The sequence below is a fragment of the Daeguia caeni genome (genome assembly GCF_042653845.1).
Taxonomy (GTDB): Bacteria; Pseudomonadota; Alphaproteobacteria; order Rhizobiales; family Rhizobiaceae; genus Brucella; species Brucella caeni.
Window position 1 is genome coordinate 1 of the sequence record NZ_JBHSEL010000126.1, and the last position, 24394, is coordinate 24394.

Here is a 24394-nt window from a genome sequence, read left to right on the forward strand (position 1 = left end):
CACAAGCTTGGATGGTCATCTCCTCAATCAGGCGAATGACGAGGCGTATCGCAAAAATGAAATTTTGAGTCGGGCTCTTAGGCGTATCATTCCTTTGGTGAAAACAGCCATGCACATATTTTTGTACTTATTGCGGGATGAAAAGCTCAGATATGACAAATTATATAATCATTTACATAATTTTATGACCGCAGGCGGGCACTTTCGATACCAAGCGCCAGTAAACACTGGCGAATGATTGGTACTTTCAATTCATCATTCATGCGACTTTCCAGCACGGCCCGCTGGATGCGTTCGAGTGCGCGACTGATGCGTTCGGCCGTCCAGCGCGAAACGACCGTTTCCATGACACGGCGGCGGTTAAAGAAAATCGGCGGTTTCGCATTGGCAATGACGGTTGCAGCGGGTTTGCGCTCCGTATCGACCGTGTAGCGCAGGGCCTGGATTTGCTGAAACTGGCGCATGGCGGCGCTTACGACAACAAAAGGATGTGTGCCCGACTTCACCAGCCGGTCAAAAGCGGTTTCCAAACCGGGCAAATTGCCCATCAGCATGGCATCGATGATTTCATCGGTCGACAGGCCGGCAACATCGCCAACTGCCTCGCGCACATCGTCAATATCGATTCGCTTCTTGCCGCGGGCATAAAGGCAAAGTTTTTCCAGTTCTCCCCGTGTGGCCAGGCGGTCACCGCCAAGGCTTGCGCGCAACAGATGCCGTGCATCGAGCGTGATCTGCATTTTCCATTCGGAAAGGACACTGTCGATGACATCTTCAATCCCGCGCGCATCATCGGCATAGCAGGGCAGCGCCATGCCGGCGGAACCATTTTCGACGGCGCTGCGCAGGCTTGCCCCCTTCTTGAGGTCACCAGCTTCAATCAACACATAGGTTTCATGCGGCGGTTCTGATGCAAGCTGTTTGACGACATCAGCCAGTTTCTTCTGGCCCAGTGCATTCTTGATCCAGATCAGGCGCTGGTTGCCAAACATGGAAATCGTATGTGCTTCGTCGGCAAGCCGGGCCGGATCGGCCTCGATATCATCCGCTTCCATGCGAATAACCGTAAAAGGATCATCAAGCGGCAGTCTGGTTGCCTCGGCATAACGACGTGCACGTTCGCTCACCAGCCCCTTGTCAGGGCCGTAAAGCAGCACGACCGGAAATGAACTGGTCGGTCGCGTAATGAAACTGTCAACTTCGTGAGCCTTTTTCTGCGCCATACAAGCTAACTAACGCAAAGTCAGGCAAAGCGGAATGGCTATTTGTCCGTCATCCCGCTTAAGGCACAGGATCAGGAGATCAGCAGCGCGTCGTCATCCAGTGTCTGACCGCGCACCTTGCGGAACATTTCGATCAGATCTTCGACACCAAGCGTCTTGCGCTGCTCGCCTGTCACATCGAGGACGATATTGCCGGCATGCAGCATGATGGTGCGGTCGCCATAATCAAGCGCCTGACGCATGGAATGCGTCACCATCAACGCGGTCAGGCCGTTTTCGGTAATCAGCGTCCTGGTGAGCTCCATGACGAATTCTGCCATGCCCGGGTCAAGTGCCGCTGTATGTTCATCGAGAAGCAGGACTTCCGAACCGGCAAGCGTTGCCATGACAAGCGACAAGGCCTGACGCTGACCGCCAGAGAGTAGCTCCATACGGTCCGCCATGCGATTTTCGAGCCCAAGATTGAGGCTTGCGACACGTTCGCGGAACCATTTGCGCCGGGCCTGGCCAAGCGCGGGCGCAAGACCACGCTTTTGGCCACGTGCGGCTGCAAGCGCCAGATTTTCCTCGATTGTCAGCGTACCACAGCTTCCCGCCAGCGGATCCTGAAAGACACGGGCGACAAGCGCTGCGCGCTCTGCCGTGGTCTTGCGCGTGACATCATTGCCGGCAATCACAACCTTGCCGGCAGACGGGATCACATCGCCTGCAAGCACGCCAAGCAGGGTGGATTTGCCGGCACCATTGGAGCCGATCACGGTGACGAATGAGCCCTTGTCCATCGTCAGGTTGATTTTTTTCAGAACATGCTTTTCCAGCGGTGTTCCGCGACCGAAGACGACATCAATATCAGAGACTTCGATCATGACGAGGCTCCCCCGCGGCGCAGGCGCGGTAAAATCAGTGCGATGGTAACCAGAAGTGCCGTGGCAATATTGAGATCTGATGCTTCAAGGCCAATGATCCTTCCGTTCGACAGCGCAAGCTGGATGGCGATGCGATAGATGATCGAGCCCAATACGCAGCCAATGAGAATGACGAGGATCAGACGGCTGCGTAGCAGTGTCTCACCGATGATCACGGCGGCAAGGCCAACCACGATTGTGCCGACACCGGATGTCACGTCGGCAAAGCCATTGGTTTGCGCAAAGAGCGAGCCACCCAGTGCGACAAGCGCATTGGAAAGCGCCATGCCGAGATAGATTTGGCGGTCGGTATTCACGCCTTGCGCACGGGCCATGCGCGGATTGGCGCCGGTTGCGCGCATGGCAAGTCCCATGTCGCTTTCCAGAAAACGCCAGACCAGCAGCAGGGCAATCGCTACCAGCACCAGCAGAAACAGCGGGCGGACATAATATTCCGGAATGCCAAGCCCATAGAATGGAGTGAGCATCGTATCCTGATTGATGAGCGCAATGTTCGGCTTTCCCATGATGCGCAGATTGACAGAAAACAGCGCGATCATGGTGAGAATGGACGCCAGAAGATTGAGGATCTTGAAGCGCACATTGAGCGTTGCCGTGACAAGACCGGCGAGCGCGCCGGCAATCATGGCAACAACGGCTGAAAGCCAGGGATTTGTGCCACCAAGGATCAGGACGCCGCTGACAGCCGCTCCAAGAGGAAATGATCCATCCACGGTCAGATCAGGGAAATCCAGCACGCGAAACGCAAGATAGACGCCGATAGCGACAAATGCAAAGACGAGGCCTAATTCGACCGCACCCCAGAAGGCGATCTGACTCACATCGACTATCCTTGTTCTTGACGCAATAAAACTGCGTGCCAATGTGGGCATGCCGATTGCAAGTCATTCCATCATCGACAGGTGCCCGCAGCAATTAGCAAGCATTTCATTACGATCAGTTATGGTCTGGAGCTGTGTGTTTGACCGTTTGACTGGTATATTCCCTCCCGGAGCAAGCCATACAGCCACTACCTTGAAAGTGGGAAATACAACCGTCAAATATGTTCATGCAAGCCCTTATCGCAGGCCAAAGCCTGAAAGCGGAAATTTGTGCCGCGATTGCAACAACCGCTTTGCAGGGGCGTCTGAGGTCTGGACCAGCTCAGATTTTTTATGAAAACCCTGAACTGCTCCCACATAATGCATTTCGCCGTTCCGAACGGAAAACCGGTGTCCACTTTCTCTGGAACTGCTTGAACCCGCATGGTGGATGGGAAAAGTCTCACACTTCGTCGCGTGCCCGCCAGAGTTCCCAGGCAAAACGCGCGCGTACGCCAATATCAAGGAACGGGCGGGGCGGCAGTCTGGTCGGCGAACCAAGTTTGTACATATCCTCGATCAACGGATTATCGACACCACAAGCCATGTCAGCGGCAAGCAACCCGCTGATCGTGCCTTTGGCAATGCCGACGCCGTTCTGACAGACCGACATGAAGACATTCCTGGCCATCTGGCCAAAGGCGGGCGTGCCATTGCGCGACAGGCAGATATAGCCTGTCCAGGTCGATTCCATCTCGACCTTGGGCAGCATGGGAAAACGTTCGTCAAACAGGCGCTTGTGTTCCTGTTTGATTTTTGCCCGGCGCTGGTCGGACTGGCGCAGGGACGGACAGAAATGCACGTTCTGGCGCATGAGAATGCGGCGATCGCTCGTCAGACGCATGGTAATGCCGGCAAAGGCATTGGCGGGAGTCAGGCCCCACGGTTCCACGCGGCCGATTGCGTCATATTCCTCATCGGTCAGTTGCCGGCTGAGGCTGGCATGGGCGGCAAAATTCAACAGGCAGCGCCGGAAAAAGCCGAACTGTTCGCCAAAACCGCCAACGGTCAAAATGACGGAGGAGGCAGTGACATGACCGCCCGGTACGGTGATTGCAATCCTGTCGCCATAGGCAATATCCTGAACAGGCGTGTTTTCATGCAGGGTGACATTGGCGGGCAGACTGTCAGCCAGACCACGCACCAGTGCTGCCGGATTGAGCAGGATCGTGCTATGGGTATAGATGCCCGCCTTGAAATGGCTGGTGCCAAGGCGCTTGGCCAGGGCAGGAGCATCATACCAGACATAAGGTTCATTCAGGCGCTCAAGCTCCTTTACGGTTGGCTCAAGCACTTCCCGGATGCCGCGATCAGAGACGGCGGTGTGGAATTTTCCGTGTTTGTGCCAGTCACAGAGAATGCCATGCTGTGCAATCTGGCGGCTCAGGTAATCAAGTCCGGCACGGGACAGGGCGCGGTAACTGTGCGACTTGGCCAGTTCCTCAAGCGAGGAGCTGACATTGTGCGGCAGATCAATGGCAAAGCCTGCATTGCGGCCGGATGTGCCTTCGCCGGCCGTCTGCGCATCAAGCAGCACGATGCTTGCATCCGGCCTGTTTTCAGCCAGTCGACGCGCAGCCGCAAGCCCGGCATAGCCCGCACCAATGACGGCAAAATCCGCTTTCACATTGCCCTTGAGCGGCGGTTTCGGTGTGCGTGGCGCAAGGATGCGGCTCCAGCCATTCGTGTTGTCATCGGCAGGAAGAAGACGGATACGCGGCATTTGCTGTACTCGATCTGACCATGGGCGGCAAAATACTGTCGCTGCGGTTCCGGTTTGACAAGCCGAGCGATTTGCAACGGTTATTGCCTACCATTTTGATTTTAAAAGATTATTTTATTGGAGCCAGAGACTGGCCCATCCGTTGAGGGGTAGTAATGCGAAATGAACAATTGATCCAGACTTTTATGATCAAATTATCATGTTCAGCATTCCGGATTGGACCATAATGAAAACGGGAGACGCATGGTCTCCCGTTCATCCACATCAAGGCAAAACCGATCAGTCGATCTTGCTGGTTGCGCGGTCGATGACGGATTTTGGCAGTTCAATGCCCATCTTCTTGGCTGCGCCAAGATTGATGACGAGATCGGTTCCCTTGGCAATTTCAACCGGAATATCGCCCGGCTTTTCGCCTTTCAGGATGCGGGCAACGACAGCCCCCGTCTGCTTGCCAACGTCGTAATAGTTGAAACCGAGGGCTGCAACAGCGCCACGCTTGACCGAGTCCGTATCAGCGGTGAACAGCGGAAGGTCGCTTTCATCGGCAACGCCGACGGCGCTTTCAAGTGCCGAAACGATCGTATTGTCGGTTGGAACATAGATGGCATCGGCGCGTCCAACGAGCGCGCGGGCAGCACCTTGTACTTCTGCCGACTTGGTGGCAGCGGATTCAACAATCTCGATGCCTTCCTTGGCCGCAGCTTCCTGAAGTGCCTTCAAAAGCGATACGGAGTTCGTCTCACCGGAATTGTAGAGATAGCCGAGCTTCTTGATGTTCGGCAGGATTTCCTTGATGAGTGCAATATGCTCCTCGACCGGGGACATGTCGGAAAGGCCGGTGACATTGCCGCCTGGCTTTTCCATTTCCTTGACGAGCTGTGCGCCAACCGGGTCGGAAACTGCGGTGAAGACGATCGGAATGTCACGGGTTGCGGAGACAACAGCCTGAGCCGACGGGGTCGAGATCGGAACGATCACATCCGGGCCTTCGCCCACGAACTGACGGGCGATCTGGGCCGCGGTGGCCGGATTGCCTTGTGCGGACTGATATATGAATTTGAGATTCTCTCCGTCCTTGAAACCAGCTTCAGCCAAGGCATCCTTGACGCCGTCGCGAGCCGCGTCGAGCGCCGGGTGTTCGACGATAGCTGTCACAGCAACGGTAACGTCCTTGGCGGAAGCTGAGGTTGCAAGAGCCGTGGCGGCCAGCAATGCCAGAAGCATGGAACGCATGAGAATCTCCCCTGTTAATTGCGTTTATCTGTTATCGGTTTTGGCGAGAAACCGATTTATAAAATTTATCCGAGTATTTTAAAGGCTTAATCCCGGCAGGCTAGCATGTCAACGCGCCACTGACCAGCAGTCTGGGCGGTATGAATTGGCAGTGGTGATGGGGCTCTAGGTGGTGATCCCGACAGGAATCGAACCTGTGACCTACAGATTAGGAATCTGTCGCTCTATCCTACTGAGCTACGGGACCGCCAATGATGAAGCTCGCTGCCCGGAAATGATTCCGGTGCATGGGGCGCAATAGACACATATAGTTTTTCATCCGCTTCGCCAACCCCCGCACTATACGGAAATGCGTGCCTTTTGGGCTTTTCATTCCGATAGGACATGAAAATGTTCAAGGCCCTGTTTGCGCGCGTGTTCTATCCCGGAACATCACCCATATGGGAGATGAGGCCTGCCATCATGTGGCAAGCGCCGTTTCAATCAGCGCGGCATAATAGCTGATGCCATAGGGAATGGCTTCATCATTGAAATCATAGGCCGGATGATGCAGCCCTGGCGTGTCGCCATTGCCGAGGAAGATATAGGCGCCGGGCCGCGCTTCGAGCATATAGGCAAAATCCTCGGCCGCCATCATCGGTTTGACATTGGTGATCACCTTGCCGTTGCCTGCAACCTTGAGCGCAACACTGGCGGCAAAATCGGTCTGGGCGTCATGATTGAATGTCACTGGATAGTTGTTCTTGTAACGCACGGAAATGTCCGCACCGGTGGCAATCGCAATACCTGCGGCAATTTCGCGGATGCGCTTTTCGGCAAAGGTACGGCTTTCAGCTTTCAGTGATCGAACCGTGCCTGAGAGCTTGGCCGTTTCCGGGATCACATTATAGGCTTCGCCCGCGATGAATTTTGTCACGGAAATGACGACGGAGTCCAGCGGATCGATATTGCGGGCAACGACCCCTTGCAGGGCGGTCATGAGCTGAGCGCCGGCGACAATCGGATCGCAGGTGCGATGAGGCTGGGCAGCATGTCCGCCACGACCCGTAACGAAGAGATCGAATTCGTCTGTGGTTGCCATGATCGGCCCCTTGCAGATGGCAAATTCACCAACTGGCAGGCCTGGAAAATTGTGCAGGCCATAGACTTCAGCGATATTGAAGCGTTCCATGACGCCATCCTGCACCATGGCAAGGCCGCCGGCGCCGCCTTCTTCCGCCGGTTGGAACAGCAGAACCGCCGTGCCACGGAAATTGCGGGTTTCGGCGAGATATTTTGCAGCACCCAGCAGCATGGAAGTATGGCCGTCATGGCCGCAGGAATGCGCCTTGCCGGGATTGCGGGAGGCCCATTCCACGCCGCTTGTCTCGGTGATCGGCAGGGCGTCCATGTCGGCACGCAGGCCGATGGTCTTGCCATCGCCATGGCGCCCCTTGATCACGCCGACAACGCCGGTTTGGCCAATACCGGTTTCAACCTGATCGCAGCCAAAGGCCTTCAGCTTTTCTGCAACAAAGGCAGCCGTTTCATGCACATCGTAAAGCAGTTCAGGGTTCTGGTGCAAATGACGACGCCATGCAATGACTTCCGGGGTTAGATCGGCGGCGCGATTGAGCACGGGCATGAACAGCTCCAATATATTGGGATATAAACTTGGCACAGGATATGACGGTTCGCTGAACAGGGGCAATCCCCATTTGCCTTTTACTTGCCACATGCCTTACATATATGGGCTGGGTCTGGTGGGTTCTCTGCCTTCATGAACATATGGCAACCCCGCTTCATCTTGGGCATATGAGATTGGAATGGGTCAGAACGCGCAGCGTTGTTGCGACGCAGCGGATCATCATTGATTGGAACGGCTAAATGATTGCAAATTCGTTGAAATCCTTGATTGTGGCAGTATTGATGTCGGGTGTGGCTGTAGGCGCAGTCGAGGCAAACCCGTCAATCACGGTGGATGTCGCCACGGGCAAGGTTTATCAGCAGGAGGATGCTTTCCAGCGCTGGTATCCGGCGTCCCTGACCAAGATGATGACGGCCTATGTCACTTTCCGCGCCCTGCAGGCTGGCGAAATCACGCTTGATTCGCCTGTTACCATGACAGTCAGGGCAGCCAAGGAGCCGCCGAGCAAGATGGGCTATCGTCCGGGTGCGGTTCTTACGGTCGACAATGCGTTGAAGATCCTGCTGGTCAAGTCGGCCAATGATATTGCCGTTGCTCTGGCTGAGGCTGTTGGCGGCTCCGAGAAGGCTTTCGTGCAGCGCATGAATGCTGAAGCAAGGCGCCTTGGCATGACAGGTACCCATTTTGCCAATCCAAACGGCCTGCATGACGTGAACAATTATTCCACCGCCCGTGATCTTGCCATTCTGGGCGTGCAGTTGCGGCGTGAATTCCCGCAATATGCGCATTATTTCTCGACGGAAGCGATCGATCCGGGCGAGGGCAAAAAGATCCAGCCCAATTACAATATTCTGCTTGGCCGTTTTGATGGTGCTGATGGCATGAAGACTGGCTTTGTCTGCGCTTCCGGCTTCAACCTTGCCGGTTCTGCGACCCGTAATGGTCGCACCGTGCTGACCATTGTCCTGGGGGCTGACCGACAGGAAACCCGTGCGGCCCAAGCAGCACAGAATATGGCCGAGGCATTCCGCGTCAAGGGAAGCGGCGGGCCAACGCTTGCCACGCTTCGCCCGAGCGGCGGCGCAAATCTCAATCAGGCGGTCGATATGCGCAAGGCGATCTGCAGCCAGCAGGCCATGGCCGACCGCTGGGATGGCCGTGATGCGGAAGGTCGGCTGAAGATCAATTCGCCCTATATTCACGCCATGGATCGTGATCCCGTAGCTGTGCCGGTCAGGTTGCTGAAGGATGCGCCGAAGCCCAAGAAGCCAGCCACAGAGGAAAAGCCGAAGACAGTGAAAAAGGTGCCAAAGCCAGCCCAGAAGCCGCGCAGCCAGGCCGCAAGCACCCAGCCATCCGCGGTCAACTGAGCCATGTATCGTCCCATTCCCGTTTCCGTCCTGACTGGCTTTCTGGGGTCAGGCAAGACCACCTTGCTCAACCGGCTGCTGAAAGATCCGGTTCTCAGCGATACGGCTGTCATCATCAATGAGTTTGGTGAAGTCAGCATAGACCACCTCCTGGTGGAACAGGCGAGCGAGGGCATCATTGAACTGTCCGATGGCTGCCTGTGCTGCACGGTGCGGGGCGAACTCGTTGATACATTGGCGGATCTGATTGACCGTCTGCAGACGGGGCGCATCAAGGCGCTGAAACGCGTCATTATAGAAACAACCGGCCTTGCCGATCCGGCCCCGGTGCTGCAATCTATCATGGGCCATCCGGTCCTGTTACAGGCCTTCCGGCTTGATGGCGTGCTGACAACGGTCGATGCCATCAATGGCATGGCGACGCTCGACAATCATGAAGAGGCGGTCAGACAGGTGGCGATGGCGGATCGCATTATCCTGACCAAGACCGATCTGTCAGAAGCGCAAGCGGAACTGGATATTCTGAAAGCGCGTTTGCGCGTGCTTAATCCCGGCGCTGAAATTCTTTATGCGGGCAGTGAAGAGACCGGCTATGCTTCGCTGTTTGAATGCGGTCTGTATAATCCTGAAACCAGGACGGCGAATGTGCAACGCTGGTTGAAGGCGGAAGCCTATGATGCGCATGAGCATGCCCATCATGATCATGTCTGCGGGCCAGATTGCGATCATGACCACCATCATCATGCACATCACCACCATGATGAGGCGATCCGCTCTTTTTCCCTGCGGCATGATGCACCCATTCCCGTTTCGACGCTGGAAATGTTCATTGATCTTCTGCGCTCGACGCATGGGGAAAAGCTTTTGCGTGTGAAGGGGATTGTGCAGATCGTGGAAGATCCGGAACGTCCGGTCATCATTCATGGGGTGCAGAAAATATTCCATCCGCCCGCCCGCTTGCCAGAATGGCCGCAGGAAAAGCGCGAGACCCTGCTCGTCATGATCGTCAAGGATCTGCCGGAGACCTATGTGCGTGAACTGTTTGATGCCTTTCTGGGCCGGCCAGTGCTCGACAGGCCCGACCGGGCAGCCATGATGGATAACCCATTGGCCATTCCCGGATTTTCACCAAAAGGCTGACAGCGTCATTTCTTCCGGATCAGAAAACGATGGACATGGTCAATCTGCTCCTGACGCAAGAGCTCGTGGCCATCCTCGAAACAGAAATGCGGCAGATCAATGTCTGACAGCGGATCCGTCGTCTCTATCCAGATAAGTGTGCCGCTCGGCAATTTTTTCAAGTGATTGCGGGTTTTTAGAACCGGAAGGGGGCATTTCAGCCCCCTCAGGTCGTAAACCGGTATCTCATCTTCCTTCAGCATTATTTGCCGAGGATTTTCCACCAAGGCTTCCTGGTTTCTGCCGTCGTCGCTCCGGTGGCTGGGGTGGTGTTGGCTGCAACCTCTGTCGTGGCTGGCGCGCTCTGGCCGGTGGCGGCTATATCCTCTGCTGCCGGTGTGGCTGCTACAGGTGCCTGTGCTGGCACAGCTGCGCTTGTGGCAGCTTCCGGCTTGCTTGCCGGGATGGAGGCTGTCTGTTCCTGTGAAGGCTGCCGGCTTTCGGCTTTCGGCGTTGCGGCGATTGCGGTTGCAGCTGGCGCTGCAGGGCGAATGTCCGGAGCGCCCGGCTTTTCGCTGGAAGCTGGCGTGAGCGATGGCGGCACGCGCGAAACCTTTTCACCGCGTGCGCGGGCTGCACTCCATGCCGCAACAAGCTTTGCTTCCGCAAGCCCCTGAATGGACGGCGCCGGCGGCTTGTTGCTGGAGCTTAGGGCCGCGCTGAACGCAGTCTCATAGGACTTGTGATAGTCTGCGTAAGCCGTTGAAAAATTGTCTGTCTTTGCTGATGGTGGGCATGGCTGGTCAGCCGGGCCGCCATTGATGTCAGGATTGTTGAAGACATAGCGTTTTTCGCAGACATCAACCTTTGGCGGCACTTTTGTCATTTCAAAGGCATCATAGCCCTGCTTCAGCATCTTCCAGAACTCATAGTTCGGGTCGTTGCGATAGCGCGCCATATTGGCCGGCGTCATGCGGAACGGAAAGGCCTGGATCTGGAATTCACGCTGACCGCCCTTGAAGGCGTCACGACCGAAGGCATAGATTTCGGCAACACTTTCATCGGTCATGGAATAGCAGCCCGAAGACGAGCAGGCACCATGCACCATCAGATGCTGGCCGGTGCGGCCATGGGCGCGGTCATAGGCGTTCGGAAAGCCGATATTGAAGGACAGATAATAACTGGATTTTGGATTCATCTGTGACGGACGGACAATATAAAAGCCCTCCGGCGCCTGACGATCGCCTTCGATGAATTTCGGGCCAAGCTTGCCCGACCATTTGCAGATTTCATAGGACGCAATCAGATCATAGCGTCCATTGTTCTTCTGCTTCCAGATTTCGAGCGTGTTTTCTTCCTTGAAGATGCGCACCATGATCGGCGAAGTGCGAGTCATGCCCTTCGCCTTCATCTTGGCCACGATTTTCTGCGGCAAAGGCCGTTCCGCACGCAGTCCCAGATCAGAAACTGTCGATTCCTTGCACCCTGCCAGCAATGCGGTTGCGATAACGGTGCTTATGATTGCGGTTCTGACCTTCATGTCACTCATGCCTGTTGAAGCCAAGCCGAATATACCAGCAAATGCTTAAAACTCAGGATCAAAACCCTAACAGGAAAACCTTACGGTATCGTTTATAACCCTTGCATGGATAACGAACAAGATGCGTGGCGGCAATATGGCAAAATTGGAGGAAATCTGAAAATAGAGGCCAAATAATGCCCGATCCTTATTGGCCTCTATTGGAATTGCGGCTCTGGTCTAGAGATTGCGGCCGATTTCAAGGAATTTGCGGCGGCGTTCCTGCTTCAGCGTTTCGCCATCAATACCCTGCATTGAACGCAGGGCGGCAGCGATGGTGTCGCCGGTTGCGTCGATTACCTGTTCCTTGCCGCGATGGGCGCCGCCGACAGGCTCTGGAATGATGCCGTCAATCACTTTCAGATCAAGAAGATCCTGCGCGGTGATGCGCATATTGGAGGCGGCATCCTTGGCGCGGGTCGAATCATGCCACAGGATCGAAGCTGCGCCTTCTGGCGAAATGACCGAATAAATGGAATGTTCGAGCATATAGACGCGGTTTGCTACCGCAATGGCGATTGCGCCACCCGATCCACCTTCACCGATGATGATCGAGACGATTGGCACGCGCAATTTGAGGCACTCTGCGGTCGAGCGCGCAATGGCCTCAGCCTGGCCGCGTTCTTCCGCGCTTACGCCCGGATAGGCGCCAGCCGTATCAACGAGGGTAATGAGTGGCAGCTGGAAACGGTCGGCCATTTCCATGATGCGCACGGCCTTGCGATAGCCTTCCGGACGGGCCGAGCCAAAATTGTGCTTCAGGCGCGTCTTGGTGTCGGAACCTTTTTCCTGGCCGATAATGGCGACAGGTTCACCCCGGAAGCGGCCGAAACCGGCCTGAATCGCTTCGTCATTGGCGAACTTGCGGTCGCCGGCCAGCGGAGTGAATTCGGTAAACAGACGCTCGGCATAATCGAGGAAATGCGGGCGATCCGGGTGACGCGCGATCTGCGTCTTCTGCCACGGCGTCAGCTTGCGATAAATATCCTTCAGGGCGTCGGCCGAACGCTTCTCGAGACGGCGAATCTCGTCGCTCATCTCAACGCCGCCTTTTTCCTGTGAGAGCTTTTTCAGCTCCAGGATTTTGCCTTCGAGATCTGCGACGGGTTTTTCAAAATCGAGATAGTTGTACATCTGGCCTGACTGTCTGTGCGTGTTACAAGGAATGTACCGCGATTGCCCTTACAAGACTTGTTTGCGGCGCTTTACATAGTCACTGCTGGTTCATCTTGCAAATTTCAGGCTTTCTCATAACCGCAGGCGGCTTAATCGGCAAGCGGATGATGCTCACTGACGAGCTTATGCAGCCTCTCTTCCAGCACATGGGTATATATTTGTGTCGTTGATATGTCCGAATGCCCCAATAATTGCTGCACGGTTCGCAAATCCGCGCCATTCTGCAGCAAATGGCTGGCAAAAGCATGGCGAAGCACATGCGGCGAGACAGAAGCCGTATTGAGCCCGGCGCGCGCGGCAAGCCCCTTCAGTTCGCGCGCAAAGACCTGACGCGCCAGATGACCGCTTTCGGACAGGGCGGGGAAAAGCCATGGATTTTCATCTGCGCCGGGCATGGCATCGCGCAATTGCAGATAGCGCTGCAAGGCATCGCGCGCTTTCTGGGACAGGGGCACCATGCGTTCCTTTGCACCCTTGCCGCGTATGATCAGGAAACGATGGTCTGTCCGAACCACGCTTGCAGGAAGCCCCACCAGCTCGGAAACACGCATTCCGGTAGCATAAAGCGTTTCAAGCAGCGCATGAAGCCGTACAGCCTTCAGATGTTCATCCGCCTCAGCTGCTTCATTGGCTTCAAGGGCCGCGCGGTCAAGCAGACGCGTGACATGATCGACACTCAGGATCCTGGGCAGGGGCTTTTGTTTTTTCGGCGTATCGATCACGCCTGTCGGATCATCCTGCCGAAAACCTTCCGCATAAAGGAAACGGAAAAATTGCCGCAGCGCCGACAGGCATCTGGCCTGCGACGAGGCGGCAAAGTCCTGTGCCGCCATGCCGTCGAGGGCATGGCGAATATCATCCGCCTTGGCTTCCGGCAGATTGATGCCGCGTGCGGCAAGCGTTTCTGCCACGCTTTCCAGATCGCGCCGATATGATTCGAGCGTGTTGTCGGCAGCTCCGCGTTCCGCGCTCATCATTTCCAGAAAATTTTCTATTGCCACAGATGCGCGCATGATCACTGACCTGCATCGTCGGGAGATGGCGCGGCCTGCGTGGCCGGGATTGGCGGTTCAATCACTTCCTGCTTGAGTCTGGATGCGGGAATTTCCACCACCATGTCTGCCGGGGTTGGCTTTACGAAAGTCGCAAGCGCAAACATGGCACCGTAAATGACAGCGCCGATGGCAGCAAGAAAGACAATGAGACGCGTCAGTGTGGGCATGACGGTTTTATGCGCTGCGCGTGCAACAAAAGCAAGAAGGCGTGTTTTGTGGCAGAAAAAGCACGGGGCAAGACGAAGCCAGGCCATAAAGCGATTGACGTAAGGCGCTTTTTCATGTGGAACCGCATTGAATGGGACAATGCAATGAATAATGCGGCAAATCAGACTAATCTTCATGAAGCGGCGGATCGAATCCGGGAATTGCTCGGAACGCGGGTGATCGTGCTCATAGGCTTGATGGGAGCGGGAAAATCGACCATTGGCCGCAGGGTGGCGACTTTGCTCGGCCTGCCATTCCGCGATGCCGATACCGAGATTGAAACCGTGTCGCGCATGACCATTCCGGAACTGTTTGCTACCTATGGCGAGCCGGAATTCCGCGATCTCGAACGCCGCGTGATTGGCCGTCTGCTCGAAGATGGCCCGATGGTTCTGGCCACCGGCGGCGGCGCCTATATGAATGCCGAAACCCGCGCGGCCATTGCCCAGGCCGGAATCTCGATCTGGCTCAATGCCGATCTTGATGTGCTGATGCAGCGTGTCTCGCGCCGGCAGAACCGGCCATTGCTGCAAAATCCGGATCCGCGCGGCGTGATGCAGAAGCTGATGACAGAGCGTTATCCGGTCTATGCCCTGGCCGATCTTCAGCTGAAGACCCGCGATGAAACCAAAGAGGTTGTCGCCGCCGAGCTGATTGATGTTTTGGTGAAATATCTGGAAGAAAACCAGAAAAAAGCCTGACGGGAGAATTTGCATGAATGCGCCAATGACAGCCGGTGAATGTGTGACGGTTCCGGTTTCGCTGGGCGACAGATCCTACGACATCCTGATCGGCAAGGGGCTGATCGATCGCGCGGGCGAGGAGGTCGTCAAGCGCCTGAAGGGCAGCCGTGTTGCCATCGTGACCGATGAAAATGTGGCTAAGGCCCATCTTGCCCGTCTGACCGAGGCGTTTGAACGCGCAGGCATTCAGTCCACGCCGATTGTCGTGGCGCCGGGTGAAAAATCCAAATCCTTCGCAACGCTTGAAACCGTCACCAATGCCGTTCTGGCTGCGCGGCTGGAGCGTGGCGATGCGGTGGTTGCCTTTGGCGGTGGTGTGGTTGGCGATCTCTCCGGCTTTGTGGCCGGGATTGTGCGCCGCGGCATGAATTTTGTTCAGATGCCGACTTCGCTTCTGGCGCAGGTGGATTCATCAGTCGGCGGCAAGACCGGCATCAATACCAGCCATGGCAAGAATCTGGTTGGCGTTTTCTATCAGCCGCAGCTTGTGCTGGCCGATACTGATGTGCTCGATACGCTGAGCCCGCGCGAATTCCGTGCCGGTTATGCGGAAGTGGCCAAATATGGCCTGATTGACCGGCCGGATTTCTTCGAATGGCTGGAAAGCAACTGGCAGGAGATTTTCGCCGGCGGCCCGGCGCGCACCCATGCCATTGCCGAATCATGCCGCTGCAAGGCAGCTGTCGTGGCGCGTGACGAGCGTGAGACCGGCGACCGCGCACTGCTTAATCTTGGTCATACATTCGGCCATGCGCTAGAAACGGCAACGGGCTATGATTCCAGCCGTCTGGTGCATGGCGAGGCCGTGGCGATCGGCATGGTGCTGGCGCATCGTTTTTCGGCCAAAATGAATCTGGCCGGCATTGAAGCGGCAGAACGGGTTGAACGGCATTTGAAGGCCGTTGGCCTGCCGACCACACTTTCCGACGTGCCGGGCGGCTTGCCGCCAGCGGAAAAGCTGATGGAATTCATCGCCCAGGACAAGAAGGTCTCGCGCGGGGCACTCACCTTCATTCTGACCCGCGGCATTGGGCAGTCTTTCATTGCAAGGGACGTGCCGCCATCAGCCGTGCTTGAATTTCTGAAGGAGCGGCTTGCCGCCGCATGAATCAATCAGACGGCAGTGCTGGCGATCGGTGCCTTCGCTTCTTCAAGGCGCGCGCGTTACCGACTAGCGCCGCCCTGCTTCTCCGGGCGCGGACGGCTCAAGCGCAAGCGCGTGGACGCCATTGGCCAGTTCATCTTTCAGAACTTCATTGATGGCACGATGGCGGGCAATGCGACTCATGTCCGCGAAGGCATGGGCAACGATTCGAATCCGGAAATGTGTCTCGCCAGAGCCGTCGAAGGCGGCATGATGGTCGCTGCCATGGTGGTGATGGCCGGCGTGAAGGTGGCTTTCATTTATGATTTCAAGATGTTCCGGTGCAAAAGCCGCAACAAGTTTGGCTTCCATGGCGCTTTGTTTGCTATTGTGAATGGACATTCCGATCCGTTCTCCCCATATAGGCACATGGCCTCATATAGACATCGCCTGGTGATAGTGGTTGGGGCAAATCCGCACATGAAGCCATGTCGACTTCAAAATTTCGCCCGTTTATATGGCCAATGCTTAAATGGACGAAATGTCAATTCTTGTTTCGCAACTGTGAATTCGCATAATCCGATATCATGAACACGAACTCAAAATTCTTTGACAGTATCCGCATTCGCCCAAAGAAGGGTGCTGAAGCGAAGGTCGACGCGCCCTGCTGTCAGTGGGACGGATGTACCAAGCCGGGCACGCATCGCGCGCCTGTCGGACGTATGCGAGAAGGTGAATATTTGCGCTTCTGCATTGAGCATGTGCGCGAATATAACAAGAACTTCAACTATTTCTCTGGCCTTTCGGACAGCGAGATCGCCAAGTTCCAGCGCGACGCCATTACGGGCCATCGACCGACATGGTCGACGTCCGCGGATTCGGCCACGGTCGCGCGCAGCTCCCCTGACATGGCGCGCATGCGCTCGGGATCGGCTGCCTATCACAACCGTATTCGCGACCCGTTCAGCTTCATCAATGAAGCCAAGGCGGCGACTTCCGGCCAAAGGCCTCAGCGCAAGCCGCGCACATTGGAGATGAAGGCGCTTGCCACCCTTGGCCTTGAGCCAAATTCCTCAAGCGAGAAGATCAAGTCGCGCTACAAGGAACTGGTGAAAATGCACCATCCGGATGCCAATGGCGGGGATCGTGCCTCGGAAGAGCGTTTCCGTGACGTCATTCAGGCTTATCAGCTGCTCAAGACGGCGGGGTTCTGCTGACGGGTATCTGCTCGCGCCTCAGCCCCTGGGCAATTCAGATTATTACGAAAACTCTGAATTGCTCTGGCATATTGTTTGTTTGCAGGTCCAGAAACTTCCCGCTTTTCCTGGATCTGCAAGATATCATTTGATGCAGTTCCGGACGGAAAACCGGTTTCCACTTTTCCTGGATCGGCTCGAAGGGCACTGGTTGCCTTTCGGCCGGGACAGAGCCAAAAGCTATCGCCAGATCACCCCGCATGCGGCGGAAGGGACTGTCCTTGGCAGCCTTTTTCAGATTTCGCATGGTGCATTGCGCATAGCTGTTGCCAGGCATTTCAAGGGAGGCTATGCCTGAAATGAATAAAGGGCCGCCGGTCTGGTGGAACGGGGCCCGTCTGTCGGACATTCTTCTGCCGCGCTCGGCGCGAATTCAAGTTGGGATGCCCGCAACGATTACGCAAGGGGTATTTGGACGGCTTGCCGGAAAATTTGCTCCATGGAGACGATGAAGATGTCGCGGCAGGATTGTCCAGCCGCTGTGGAGGCATGATGAACAAGGTTGAGCGGGATATAGCTAATTTGCCGGATACGACGGTTTCGGTTCGGGAAGTCTTCGGAATCGATTCCGACATGATGGTGCCAGCCTATACGAAGGCTGATTCCTATGTGCCGGAAATCGATCCGGACTATCTTTTTGACCGGCAGACAACACTCGCGATCCTGGCCGGCTTTGCCTATAACCGCCGCGTCATGGTGTCGGGTTATCACGGCACGGGCAAGTCGACCCATATTGAACAGGTCGCAGCGCGTCTCAACTGGCCATGCGTCCGCGTCAATCTCGACAGCCACGTCAGCCGTATCGATCTGGTCGGCAAGGATGCCATCGTCGTCAAGGACGGCGTACAGGTCACCGAATTCAAGGACGGCATTCTGCCCTGGGCCTATCAGCGCAATGTCGCGCTGGTCTTTGACGAATATGATGCCGGCCGTCCGGACGTGATGTTCGTGATCCAGCGTGTGCTGGAATCGTCGGGCCGTCTGACGCTGCTCGACCAGAACCGCGTCATCTGTCCGCATCCGGCTTTCCGTCTGTTTGCAACTGCCAATACGGTCGGCCTTGGTGATACGACCGGCCTTTATCATGGCACGCAGCAGATCAATCAGGCCCAGATGGACCGTTGGTCGATCGTGACCACGCTGAACTATCTGCCGCATGACAATGAAGTGGCAATCGTTCTGGCCAAGGCCAAGCATTTCCAGAATGACGAAGGCCGTGACATCGTCAACAAGATGGTGCGTGTTGCCGACATGACCCGTCAGGCCTTCATCAATGGCGATCTGTCGACCGTCATGAGCCCGCGTACGGTCATTACCTGGGCCGAAAATGCGGCGATCTTCCAGGATGTCGGTCTGGCCTTCCGCCTGACCTTCCTCAACAAGTGCGATGAGCTGGAACGCCCGGCGGTGGCTGAATTCTATCAGCGCGCATTCGGCGTCGAGCTGCCGGAATCGGCTGCCAATATCGTTCTGGCTTAAGCTGAACTGTTCCGCCGTTCAGCCAGAGCGGCGGGAGCATGGGTTGATGGGAAGCGGGATAGGCACATGACAGGCCAGATGTCAGGAATGGGCGACAATTCGCGTGAGCGCAAATCGGCTCCGGTGGACACCGAACCGTTCAAGCGTGCGGTAACGACGTGCATCCGCGCCATTTCCGGGGAGCGCGAACTGGACGTGGCCTTCAGCCATGATCGACCTGCCCTGAGTGCCAATCGCGCCCGCCTGCCCGATCTGTCGAAACGGCCAACAGCGCATGAGCTTGCCGTCATTCGCGGTCTTGGTGATTCCATGGCGCTGCGTCAGGCGCGCCATAATCCGCGCATTCATGCCAGCCTTGCCCCTGAGGGCAAACAGGCGCGCGCCATTTTTGATGCCGTTGAACAGGCGCGTGTTGAAGCGATTGGTGCGCGCGCCATGGCAGGCGTTGCCGAAAATCTGGCAACCATGCTGGCCGATAAATACAGCCGCTCCAATCTGGGATCTGTCACCAGCAAGGAAGATGCCCCGCTGGAAGAAGCGGTCTCGCTTCTGTTGCGCGAGAAACTGACGGGGCGTCCGGCGCCTGCCGAGGCTGGTCAGGTGCTGGAATTGTGGCGCGACTGGATTGAGGAAAAGGCTGGCGCCGATTTGGAACGGCTTGGCGAAAACCTGGATGATCAGCAGGCCTTTGCCCGCACCGTGCGCGAAATGCTGGCGCATATGGATATGGCGGAAGAGCTGTCGCAGGAAGAACAAGGCGACGATCAGGAACAGAACGAGGAACAGACGCCGGAATCAGACGAAAATGAGGAAGGCGGCGAGGATATGCAGCAGGGATCCGAATCGGCGGAAAGCGACGAGGCGGATAGTGCCAGCGAGGAGGGGGAGCGGGGCGAGATGGAAGCCGCTGACGCCACCTCGGAAGATATGGATGACGGCGAGGATATTGATGCGGAAACGCCGGGTGACACGCGTCGTGCGAACCAGCCTTTTGCCAATTTCGCCGAGCAGGTTGACTACAAGGTCTTCACGCGCGAATTCGACGAAGAAGTCGAGGCGACCGATCTGTGCGACGAGGCTGAACTCGACCGCCTGCGCGCTTTCCTCGACAAGCAGCTTGCCAATCTGCAAGGGGTTGTCGGCCGGCTGGCCAACCGTCTGCAGCGCCGCCTGATGGCGCAGCAGAACCGCTCCTGGGATTTCGACCTTGAGGAAGGCTATCTCGACACGGCGCGTCTGGTGCGTGTCGTGGTTGATCCGACCCAACCGCTGTCTTTCAAACTGGAGCGTGATACGGATTTCCGTGATACGGTTGTGTCGCTGGTACTCGACAATTCCGGCTCGATGCGTGGCCGCCCGATCACGGTTGCGGCAACCTGTGCCGATATTCTGGCGCGTACGCTGGAGCGTTGCGGCGTGAAGGTGGAAATCCTCGGCTTTACCACCAAGGCATGGAAGGGCGGCCAGTCACGCGAAGCATGGCTTGCGCGCGGAAAGCCGGCCAATCCGGGGCGTCTCAACGATCTGCGCCACATCATCTACAAGAGTGCGGATGCGCCATGGCGTCGTGCGCGGCGCAATCTTGGCCTGATGATGCGCGAAGGCCTGCTGAAGGAAAATATCGACGGCGAGGCGCTGATCTGGGCACATCAGCGTCTGCTGGCGCGGCCTGAACAGCGCAAGATCCTGATGATGATTTCCGATGGTGCGCCGGTTGACGATTCGACCCTGTCGGTCAATCCGGGCAATTATCTGGAACGCCATCTGCGTGCGGTGATTGAAGAGATCGAAACCCGCTCACCGGTCGAACTGATTGCGATTGGCATTGGTCATGATGTGACGCGCTATTATCAGCGCGCTGTCACCATCGTTGATGCGGAAGAGCTGGCAGGCGCCATGACCGAACAGCTTGCGGCGCTGTTTGAGGAACGGGGCGCAGGGGCTGCAAGAGGCAGACACCGCGCAGGTGCAAGACGATAAGCAAAAGGAGCCCCGCGAGGCTCCTTCTGTTTTCCGCAGTTCCTGACAGAAAACTGGTCTTCCCCTTTCAGGGACTGCTTATTTTGCGGTTGCCTCAAGCTTTTGGGCTGCACGATCCGGCATGTACAGGGCAGGTGCGAAAATGGCGAGAATGGCGCCATAGGGGATCAGCATCAGCGTTCCCATCACAACCTTGACCATGAAGTCGCCCAAGGCAAGCGATGCCCAGAGCGGCATGCCAAGCCCGAGAAAAGCGGCAGGTTCGGCCAGTGACGAATCAGGCATGCCGGTCAGTCGGTCGATCCAGGAGAAGCTTGCGGCGAAGGCGATCGAGAAGAACAGGATCGTATCGAGCACTGATCCGAACATGGCGGCGGCAAATGGTGCCTTCCACCAGGTCTGGCGACGCAGATGATCGAAAACGGTGATGTCCATCAGCTGGGCAAACAGGAAGGCCGAGCCGGAGGCAATGGCGATTCGTGGTGTTGCCAGCCAGATCGACATGATGACCCCCAGAATGAAGCCGACATAGACAACCTTGCGGGCAGCCGCAGGGCCGAAGCGGCGATTCGTCAGGTCATTGACCAGAAATGCGAAAGGATAGGTGAAGGCGCCGTAGGTCAGGATTTCTCCAAGACCAAAATGCTCGAAGGGATACTGGACCAGAATATTGGAGGCAGCAACGGCTGCACACATGGCCAGAACGGCCGGCAAAAGCCGGGAGAGGGGTGTGTTATCAATGGACATTTTTTTATCCTGGGTGATGGAACCAGCAAAAAAGGTCGACATAAAGCCGACCTTTCCTGTCAAAACTTTTCTAACTGCCTCAGGCAGCAGCTTCAGCCTGCTTCTTGAGGATCTGACGCTTCAGAAGACGGGCGCGCTGCGACAATTCCTTGTCGTCCGATTTGGTCAGGAAGGCATCAAGGCCACCGCGATGTTCAACCGTACGCAGGGCGTTGGCGGAAACACGCAGACGATAGCTCTGACCGAGGACTTCAGAGATCAGCGTAACATTGCAGAGATTCGGCAAAAAGCGGCGACGCGTCTTGTTGTTCGCGTGGCTGACATTGTTGCCGTACTGGACCGACTTGCCGGTCAATTCACAAGCGCGGGACATTTTGGTCTCACCTTCAAATTACGTTTCAGGCCCCGACCCGAATGTCCGAACTGTGCTCTCAAAGCAGTTTCATGCTGCTGGCGCGCGATTTCGGACAGGCGGCCTTTTGGGAAAGTCGCGTTTCTATAGTGACAGGAGACGGCGCAGTCAAGACAGATTCGAAAACAAGCGCTTCACACCGCCACTTTGGCGGGCCCTGTCAGGGCTGGGAAATCATAACTTTGCCAGTTTTGTGTGATTCCCAAGGATAAATGAAATGGAAGGAGATGTCATGGTTGCTGCCTGGTATTCTGTCTTAAATGGATCTCTCCGTGGCCTTCTTGTTGCAGCACCGATCCTGTTTTCATTTGCCACTGTTGGCGCGAGCGCCGATGAGCTTTACCGGGCAGAATACAATATTTCCATCATTGGCCTGACGATTGCCAAGGCGCGTACCGAAACCACGGTGCGCAATGGTGTCTATGATCTCAATGGAAATTTCGCCACATCTGGTCTGGCGCGCATTTTCGATGAGACAAGGGGTACGGTGCAGGTTACGGGCAGCTCCGTAAACGGCAAGGTAGTGCCTTCCAGTTTTGATCTCTCCTACAGACATGGACGCCGGGACAAGAAGACGACCATCCGCTTCAGCAATGGCAATGTGGTTTTTACCGAAAATGTGCCGCCGACAAAAAAGCGCGATCCATGGGTGGAGGTAAAGCCTGCCGATCTTGTCAATGTCAGCGATCCTTTGAGCGCCCTGATGCTGCCGGTGCAGAATCAGGCAGATGTCTGCAACCGCACGCTTCAGGTATTTGACGGCCAGACGCGGGCGGAAATCCGCTTTTCTTTCAACGGAACCGAATCGTTCACCACCAAAGGCTTTACCGGCGAGGCGGTGATCTGCAAGGCAAAGTTCGTCCCGATATCCGGCTATCAGAAGGGCAAGAAGGCGCTTGATTATTTAAGCAATAAAAGTCGCATCACGGTAGCCTTTGCACCGCTTGGCAATTCCGGTATCTATGCGCCGGTCGTTGCGCGTATTGGCACGCAGATCGGGACGCTGAAAATCGCGGCGACACGATTCGAAATGGTAAAATAGGGAAGTTGGCATCAGCATTGCCTGTCGCTTCCCATAAGGGGAAACGCATGAAGCTGGCGACGCTGATCGGATTTTCCGCAATTGCAATGTGGGCATTGCTTGCCTTTCTTACGGCCAATTCCGGCCAGGTACCGCCATTCCAGCTGACAGCCATGACCTTCGGCATTGGCGCCCTTACCGGGGTTGTCTCATGGCTGTGGCGTCCGGGGGCGGTGAAAAACCTGAAACAGCCTGCAATTGTCTGGCTGGTCGGCGTGGCGGGGCTGTTTGGCTATCATTTTCTCTATTTCACGGCATTGCGTAATGCGCCTGCGGTCGATGCCAGCCTGATTGCCTATCTCTGGCCGCTCTTTATCGTGCTTGGTTCTGCATTGATGCCGGGGGAAAGGCTGCGGTGGTATCATATTGCCGGCGCCTTGCTCGGCCTTGCCGGGACGGTGCTGATTGTCTCGAAAGGCGGCAGCCTTGCTTTTGAAGCGCGCTATGCCTTCGGTTATGCCATGGCGGGGCTGTGTGCCTTGACCTGGTCTGCCTATTCTTTGCTTTCCCGCCGCTTTTCCAGTGTGCCGACCGATGCGGTGACGGGATTTTGCCTGGCCACGGCAATTCTGTCACTGATCTGCCATCTGCTCATGGAACAGACCGTGTGGCCGGAGACCGCAACAGAGTGGGCTGCGGTTGCCGCGCTGGGACTATTGCCGCTGGGCCCTGCCTTTTATGCCTGGGACTATGGCGTGAAGCACGGGAATATTCAGGTGATTGGCGCTGCAAGCTATGCCGCGCCGCTGCTTTCAACCTTTGTGCTGATCATGGCAGGCACGGCAGAGTCGTCCCTGCGCATTCTGGCGGCCTGCCTGTTCATCACCTTTGGTGCGGTGCTTGCGGCCAAGGATGTGTTTTTCAAATCGCAAAAGGTCGAGCTGCAATCAGCCTAGAGCAGTTTCAGGAAAAGTGGAAACCGGTTTTCCATCTGGAACTGCGAAAAACAATCAGAGCAATTCAGCGTTTCAGTAAAATCTGAGTTGCTCCGAATGGCTTCAGTGTTTCTGATGCAGGCATTGATCGTGGTGACCAAGCACTTCGATCACCCGGCACTGGTCGACACGCCCATGCGCGTTACAGTCCAGCATGCGTTGTAATTCTGTCTTCAGTGCCTGCAGCTTTTCAATACGCTCCTCCACATCGCGTAGCCGGGCGCGAGCAAGCTCGTCGGCCATGGCGCAGGATTGCGCCGGCCGATCCTGCAGATCGAGCAGGGCGCGTATGGCTTCAATGTCAAAGCCCAGTTCCCGGGCATGGCGAATGAAGGCCAGGCGCTCGATATCGCGTTTGGTGTAAAGCCGTCGATTGCCCTCCGAGCGGGGCGGACAGGGCAGCAGGCCGATCTGCTCATAATAGCGGATGGTCGGAACCTTGACGCCGCTGTTTTTCGACACATCACCGATGGAAAGATCCCGTGTCATTTTCCGCTTGCTCCTCTAGTCACTAGAGGATGTAGGCTCTGCCGCAGTGTTTTCAAGTGCGCCCATTTCAGGTGGCCAGCAGGATCGTGA

24 protein-coding genes and 1 tRNA gene are annotated in these 24394 nt (G+C 56.3%); 9 read left to right on the forward strand and 16 right to left on the reverse strand.

What is annotated here, in order from left to right; all coding sequences use genetic code 11:
- Positions 1 to 182: 182 nt before the first annotated feature.
- From holA to ACFO1V_RS14845, 7 genes are all read right to left on the reverse strand, one after another.
- Complete coding sequence (gene holA / locus ACFO1V_RS14815; protein WP_374830562.1) at positions 183 to 1223, reverse strand: DNA polymerase III subunit delta; 1041 nt, start codon at positions 1221 to 1223, stop codon at positions 183 to 185.
- Positions 1224 to 1294: 71 nt separating this feature from the next.
- Positions 1295 to 2089, reverse strand: coding sequence for an ABC transporter ATP-binding protein (locus ACFO1V_RS14820; RefSeq protein ID WP_374830563.1), 795 nt, complete (start codon positions 2087 to 2089; stop codon positions 1295 to 1297).
- A complete protein-coding gene (locus ACFO1V_RS14825; protein ID WP_374830564.1) occupies positions 2086 to 2970 on the reverse strand; it encodes an ABC transporter permease in 885 nt (294 codons plus the stop codon). Before ACFO1V_RS14825 ends, ACFO1V_RS14820 begins: the two co-directional genes overlap by 4 nt.
- Before the next feature lie 442 nt (positions 2971 to 3412).
- Entirely contained in the window at positions 3413 to 4732 is a 1320-nt protein-coding gene (locus tag ACFO1V_RS14830; RefSeq protein ID WP_374830565.1) for an NAD(P)/FAD-dependent oxidoreductase, read from the reverse strand.
- Between the two features lie 279 nt (positions 4733 to 5011).
- Positions 5012 to 5965, reverse strand: a complete 954-nt coding sequence (locus ACFO1V_RS14835; RefSeq protein ID WP_374830566.1) for an ABC transporter substrate-binding protein — start codon at positions 5963 to 5965, stop codon at positions 5012 to 5014.
- Positions 5966 to 6135: 170 nt separating this feature from the next.
- Positions 6136 to 6212, reverse strand: a tRNA-Arg gene (locus ACFO1V_RS14840).
- Between the two features lie 213 nt (positions 6213 to 6425).
- Positions 6426 to 7589, reverse strand: coding sequence for a M20 aminoacylase family protein (locus ACFO1V_RS14845; protein ID WP_374830567.1), 1164 nt, complete (start codon positions 7587 to 7589; stop codon positions 6426 to 6428).
- A gap of 242 nt (positions 7590 to 7831) precedes the next feature.
- Between ACFO1V_RS14845 and ACFO1V_RS14850 the strand changes: the two genes are divergently transcribed.
- Together ACFO1V_RS14850 and ACFO1V_RS14855 are read left to right on the forward strand one after the other, a co-directional pair.
- The gene (locus tag ACFO1V_RS14850; protein WP_374830568.1) at positions 7832 to 8962 is read left to right on the forward strand and encodes a D-alanyl-D-alanine carboxypeptidase family protein; all 1131 of its coding nucleotides are present in this window, start codon (positions 7832 to 7834) and stop codon (positions 8960 to 8962) included.
- Between the two features lie 3 nt (positions 8963 to 8965).
- On the forward strand, positions 8966 to 10102 hold the full coding sequence (locus ACFO1V_RS14855; protein ID WP_374830569.1) for a CobW family GTP-binding protein: 1137 nt from the start codon (positions 8966 to 8968) through the stop codon (positions 10100 to 10102).
- Positions 10103 to 10107: 5 nt separating this feature from the next.
- On the opposite strand, the gene ACFO1V_RS14860 is transcribed toward ACFO1V_RS14855, so the two are convergent.
- The 5 genes from ACFO1V_RS14860 to ACFO1V_RS14880 form a co-directional block, all read right to left on the reverse strand.
- Positions 10108 to 10365, reverse strand: coding sequence for a sulfurtransferase TusA family protein (locus tag ACFO1V_RS14860; protein WP_374830571.1), 258 nt, complete (start codon positions 10363 to 10365; stop codon positions 10108 to 10110).
- A complete protein-coding gene (locus ACFO1V_RS14865; protein ID WP_374830573.1) occupies positions 10344 to 11621 on the reverse strand; it encodes a hypothetical protein in 1278 nt (425 codons plus the stop codon). The genes ACFO1V_RS14860 and ACFO1V_RS14865 overlap by 22 nt, the downstream gene beginning before the upstream one ends.
- 219 nt (positions 11622 to 11840) lie before the next feature.
- Positions 11841 to 12794: an acetyl-CoA carboxylase carboxyltransferase subunit alpha gene (locus ACFO1V_RS14870; protein WP_374830575.1), complete on the reverse strand. Its 954-nt coding sequence runs from the start codon at positions 12792 to 12794 to the stop codon at positions 11841 to 11843.
- Between the two features lie 131 nt (positions 12795 to 12925).
- Positions 12926 to 13849, reverse strand: a complete 924-nt coding sequence (gene xerD / locus ACFO1V_RS14875) for a site-specific tyrosine recombinase XerD (protein WP_374830577.1) — start codon at positions 13847 to 13849, stop codon at positions 12926 to 12928.
- A gap of 2 nt (positions 13850 to 13851) precedes the next feature.
- Positions 13852 to 14058 (reverse strand): hypothetical protein, encoded by a 207-nt coding sequence (locus ACFO1V_RS14880; RefSeq protein WP_374830579.1) that lies wholly within the window; start codon positions 14056 to 14058, stop codon positions 13852 to 13854.
- 144 nt (positions 14059 to 14202) lie between these two features.
- Between ACFO1V_RS14880 and ACFO1V_RS14885 the strand changes: the two genes are divergently transcribed.
- Together ACFO1V_RS14885 and aroB are read left to right on the forward strand one after the other, a co-directional pair.
- Positions 14203 to 14799, forward strand: a complete 597-nt coding sequence (locus ACFO1V_RS14885; protein ID WP_374830581.1) for a shikimate kinase — start codon at positions 14203 to 14205, stop codon at positions 14797 to 14799.
- 13 nt (positions 14800 to 14812) lie between these two features.
- Complete coding sequence (gene aroB / locus ACFO1V_RS14890; RefSeq protein WP_374830583.1) at positions 14813 to 15949, forward strand: 3-dehydroquinate synthase; 1137 nt, start codon at positions 14813 to 14815, stop codon at positions 15947 to 15949.
- Between the two features lie 63 nt (positions 15950 to 16012).
- Here aroB and ACFO1V_RS14895 read toward each other — a convergent pair whose 3' ends face one another.
- Complete coding sequence (locus ACFO1V_RS14895; protein WP_374830585.1) at positions 16013 to 16327, reverse strand: BolA family protein; 315 nt, start codon at positions 16325 to 16327, stop codon at positions 16013 to 16015.
- Positions 16328 to 16512: 185 nt separating this feature from the next.
- Between ACFO1V_RS14895 and ACFO1V_RS14900 the strand changes: the two genes are divergently transcribed.
- The 3 genes from ACFO1V_RS14900 to cobT all read left to right on the forward strand — a co-directional run bounded on the left by ACFO1V_RS14900 (position 16513) and on the right by cobT (position 20640).
- Positions 16513 to 17142, forward strand: coding sequence for a J domain-containing protein (locus ACFO1V_RS14900; protein ID WP_374830587.1), 630 nt, complete (start codon positions 16513 to 16515; stop codon positions 17140 to 17142).
- Positions 17143 to 17673: 531 nt separating this feature from the next.
- Positions 17674 to 18660 (forward strand): cobaltochelatase subunit CobS, encoded by a 987-nt coding sequence (gene cobS / locus ACFO1V_RS14905; RefSeq protein WP_374830589.1) that lies wholly within the window; start codon positions 17674 to 17676, stop codon positions 18658 to 18660.
- Between the two features lie 66 nt (positions 18661 to 18726).
- Positions 18727 to 20640 carry a cobaltochelatase subunit CobT gene (gene cobT, locus ACFO1V_RS14910; RefSeq protein WP_374830591.1) on the forward strand — a complete coding sequence of 638 codons (1914 nt, stop codon included), beginning with the start codon at positions 18727 to 18729 and terminating at the stop codon, positions 20638 to 20640.
- A 78-nt stretch (positions 20641 to 20718) separates the two neighbouring features.
- Here cobT and ACFO1V_RS14915 read toward each other — a convergent pair whose 3' ends face one another.
- Together ACFO1V_RS14915 and rpmB are read right to left on the reverse strand one after the other, a co-directional pair.
- Positions 20719 to 21387 (reverse strand): VUT family protein, encoded by a 669-nt coding sequence (locus tag ACFO1V_RS14915; RefSeq protein WP_374830593.1) that lies wholly within the window; start codon positions 21385 to 21387, stop codon positions 20719 to 20721.
- Between the two features lie 79 nt (positions 21388 to 21466).
- The gene (rpmB, locus tag ACFO1V_RS14920; protein ID WP_374830595.1) at positions 21467 to 21760 is read right to left on the reverse strand and encodes a 50S ribosomal protein L28; all 294 of its coding nucleotides are present in this window, start codon (positions 21758 to 21760) and stop codon (positions 21467 to 21469) included.
- 256 nt (positions 21761 to 22016) lie between these two features.
- On the opposite strand from rpmB, the gene ACFO1V_RS14925 reads away from it, so the two are divergent.
- On the forward strand, positions 22017 to 22841 hold the full coding sequence (locus ACFO1V_RS14925) for a DUF3108 domain-containing protein (protein WP_374830597.1): 825 nt from the start codon (positions 22017 to 22019) through the stop codon (positions 22839 to 22841).
- A gap of 47 nt (positions 22842 to 22888) precedes the next feature.
- Positions 22889 to 23776, forward strand: a complete 888-nt coding sequence (gene yddG, locus ACFO1V_RS14930) for an aromatic amino acid exporter YddG (protein ID WP_374830599.1) — start codon at positions 22889 to 22891, stop codon at positions 23774 to 23776.
- A gap of 102 nt (positions 23777 to 23878) precedes the next feature.
- On the opposite strand, the gene ACFO1V_RS14935 is transcribed toward yddG, so the two are convergent.
- On the reverse strand, positions 23879 to 24304 hold the full coding sequence (locus ACFO1V_RS14935) for a MerR family transcriptional regulator (RefSeq protein WP_374830601.1): 426 nt from the start codon (positions 24302 to 24304) through the stop codon (positions 23879 to 23881).
- Between the last annotated feature and the right edge of the window lie 90 nt (positions 24305 to 24394).

Bases quoted from the DNA above. Each gene is read 5' to 3' on its own strand.
- holA (WP_374830562.1), bottom strand. From the start codon at position 1,223: ATGGCGCAGAAAAAGGCTCACGAAGTTGACAGTTTCATTACGCGACCG.
- ACFO1V_RS14820 (WP_374830563.1), bottom strand. From the start codon at position 2,089: ATGATCGAAGTCTCTGATATTGATGTCGTCTTCGGTCGCGGAACACCG.
- ACFO1V_RS14830 (WP_374830565.1), bottom strand. From the start codon at position 4,732: ATGCCGCGTATCCGTCTTCTTCCTGCCGATGACAACACGAATGGCTGG.
- ACFO1V_RS14835 (WP_374830566.1), bottom strand. From the start codon at position 5,965: ATGCGTTCCATGCTTCTGGCATTGCTGGCCGCCACGGCTCTTGCAACC.
- ACFO1V_RS14845 (WP_374830567.1), bottom strand. From the start codon at position 7,589: ATGCCCGTGCTCAATCGCGCCGCCGATCTAACCCCGGAAGTCATTGCA.
- ACFO1V_RS14850 (WP_374830568.1), top strand. From the start codon at position 7,832: ATGATTGCAAATTCGTTGAAATCCTTGATTGTGGCAGTATTGATGTCG.
- ACFO1V_RS14855 (WP_374830569.1), top strand. From the start codon at position 8,966: ATGTATCGTCCCATTCCCGTTTCCGTCCTGACTGGCTTTCTGGGGTCA.
- ACFO1V_RS14865 (WP_374830573.1), bottom strand. From the start codon at position 11,621: ATGAAGGTCAGAACCGCAATCATAAGCACCGTTATCGCAACCGCATTG.
- ACFO1V_RS14870 (WP_374830575.1), bottom strand. From the start codon at position 12,794: ATGTACAACTATCTCGATTTTGAAAAACCCGTCGCAGATCTCGAAGGC.
- xerD (WP_374830577.1), bottom strand. From the start codon at position 13,849: ATGCGCGCATCTGTGGCAATAGAAAATTTTCTGGAAATGATGAGCGCG.
- ACFO1V_RS14880 (WP_374830579.1), bottom strand. From the start codon at position 14,058: ATGCCCACACTGACGCGTCTCATTGTCTTTCTTGCTGCCATCGGCGCT.
- ACFO1V_RS14885 (WP_374830581.1), top strand. From the start codon at position 14,203: ATGAATAATGCGGCAAATCAGACTAATCTTCATGAAGCGGCGGATCGA.
- aroB (WP_374830583.1), top strand. From the start codon at position 14,813: ATGAATGCGCCAATGACAGCCGGTGAATGTGTGACGGTTCCGGTTTCG.
- ACFO1V_RS14895 (WP_374830585.1), bottom strand. From the start codon at position 16,327: ATGTCCATTCACAATAGCAAACAAAGCGCCATGGAAGCCAAACTTGTT.
- ACFO1V_RS14900 (WP_374830587.1), top strand. From the start codon at position 16,513: ATGAACACGAACTCAAAATTCTTTGACAGTATCCGCATTCGCCCAAAG.
- cobS (WP_374830589.1), top strand. From the start codon at position 17,674: ATGAACAAGGTTGAGCGGGATATAGCTAATTTGCCGGATACGACGGTT.
- cobT (WP_374830591.1), top strand. From the start codon at position 18,727: ATGACAGGCCAGATGTCAGGAATGGGCGACAATTCGCGTGAGCGCAAA.
- ACFO1V_RS14915 (WP_374830593.1), bottom strand. From the start codon at position 21,387: ATGTCCATTGATAACACACCCCTCTCCCGGCTTTTGCCGGCCGTTCTG.
- rpmB (WP_374830595.1), bottom strand. From the start codon at position 21,760: ATGTCCCGCGCTTGTGAATTGACCGGCAAGTCGGTCCAGTACGGCAAC.
- ACFO1V_RS14925 (WP_374830597.1), top strand. From the start codon at position 22,017: ATGGAAGGAGATGTCATGGTTGCTGCCTGGTATTCTGTCTTAAATGGA.
- yddG (WP_374830599.1), top strand. From the start codon at position 22,889: ATGAAGCTGGCGACGCTGATCGGATTTTCCGCAATTGCAATGTGGGCA.
- ACFO1V_RS14935 (WP_374830601.1), bottom strand. From the start codon at position 24,304: ATGACACGGGATCTTTCCATCGGTGATGTGTCGAAAAACAGCGGCGTC.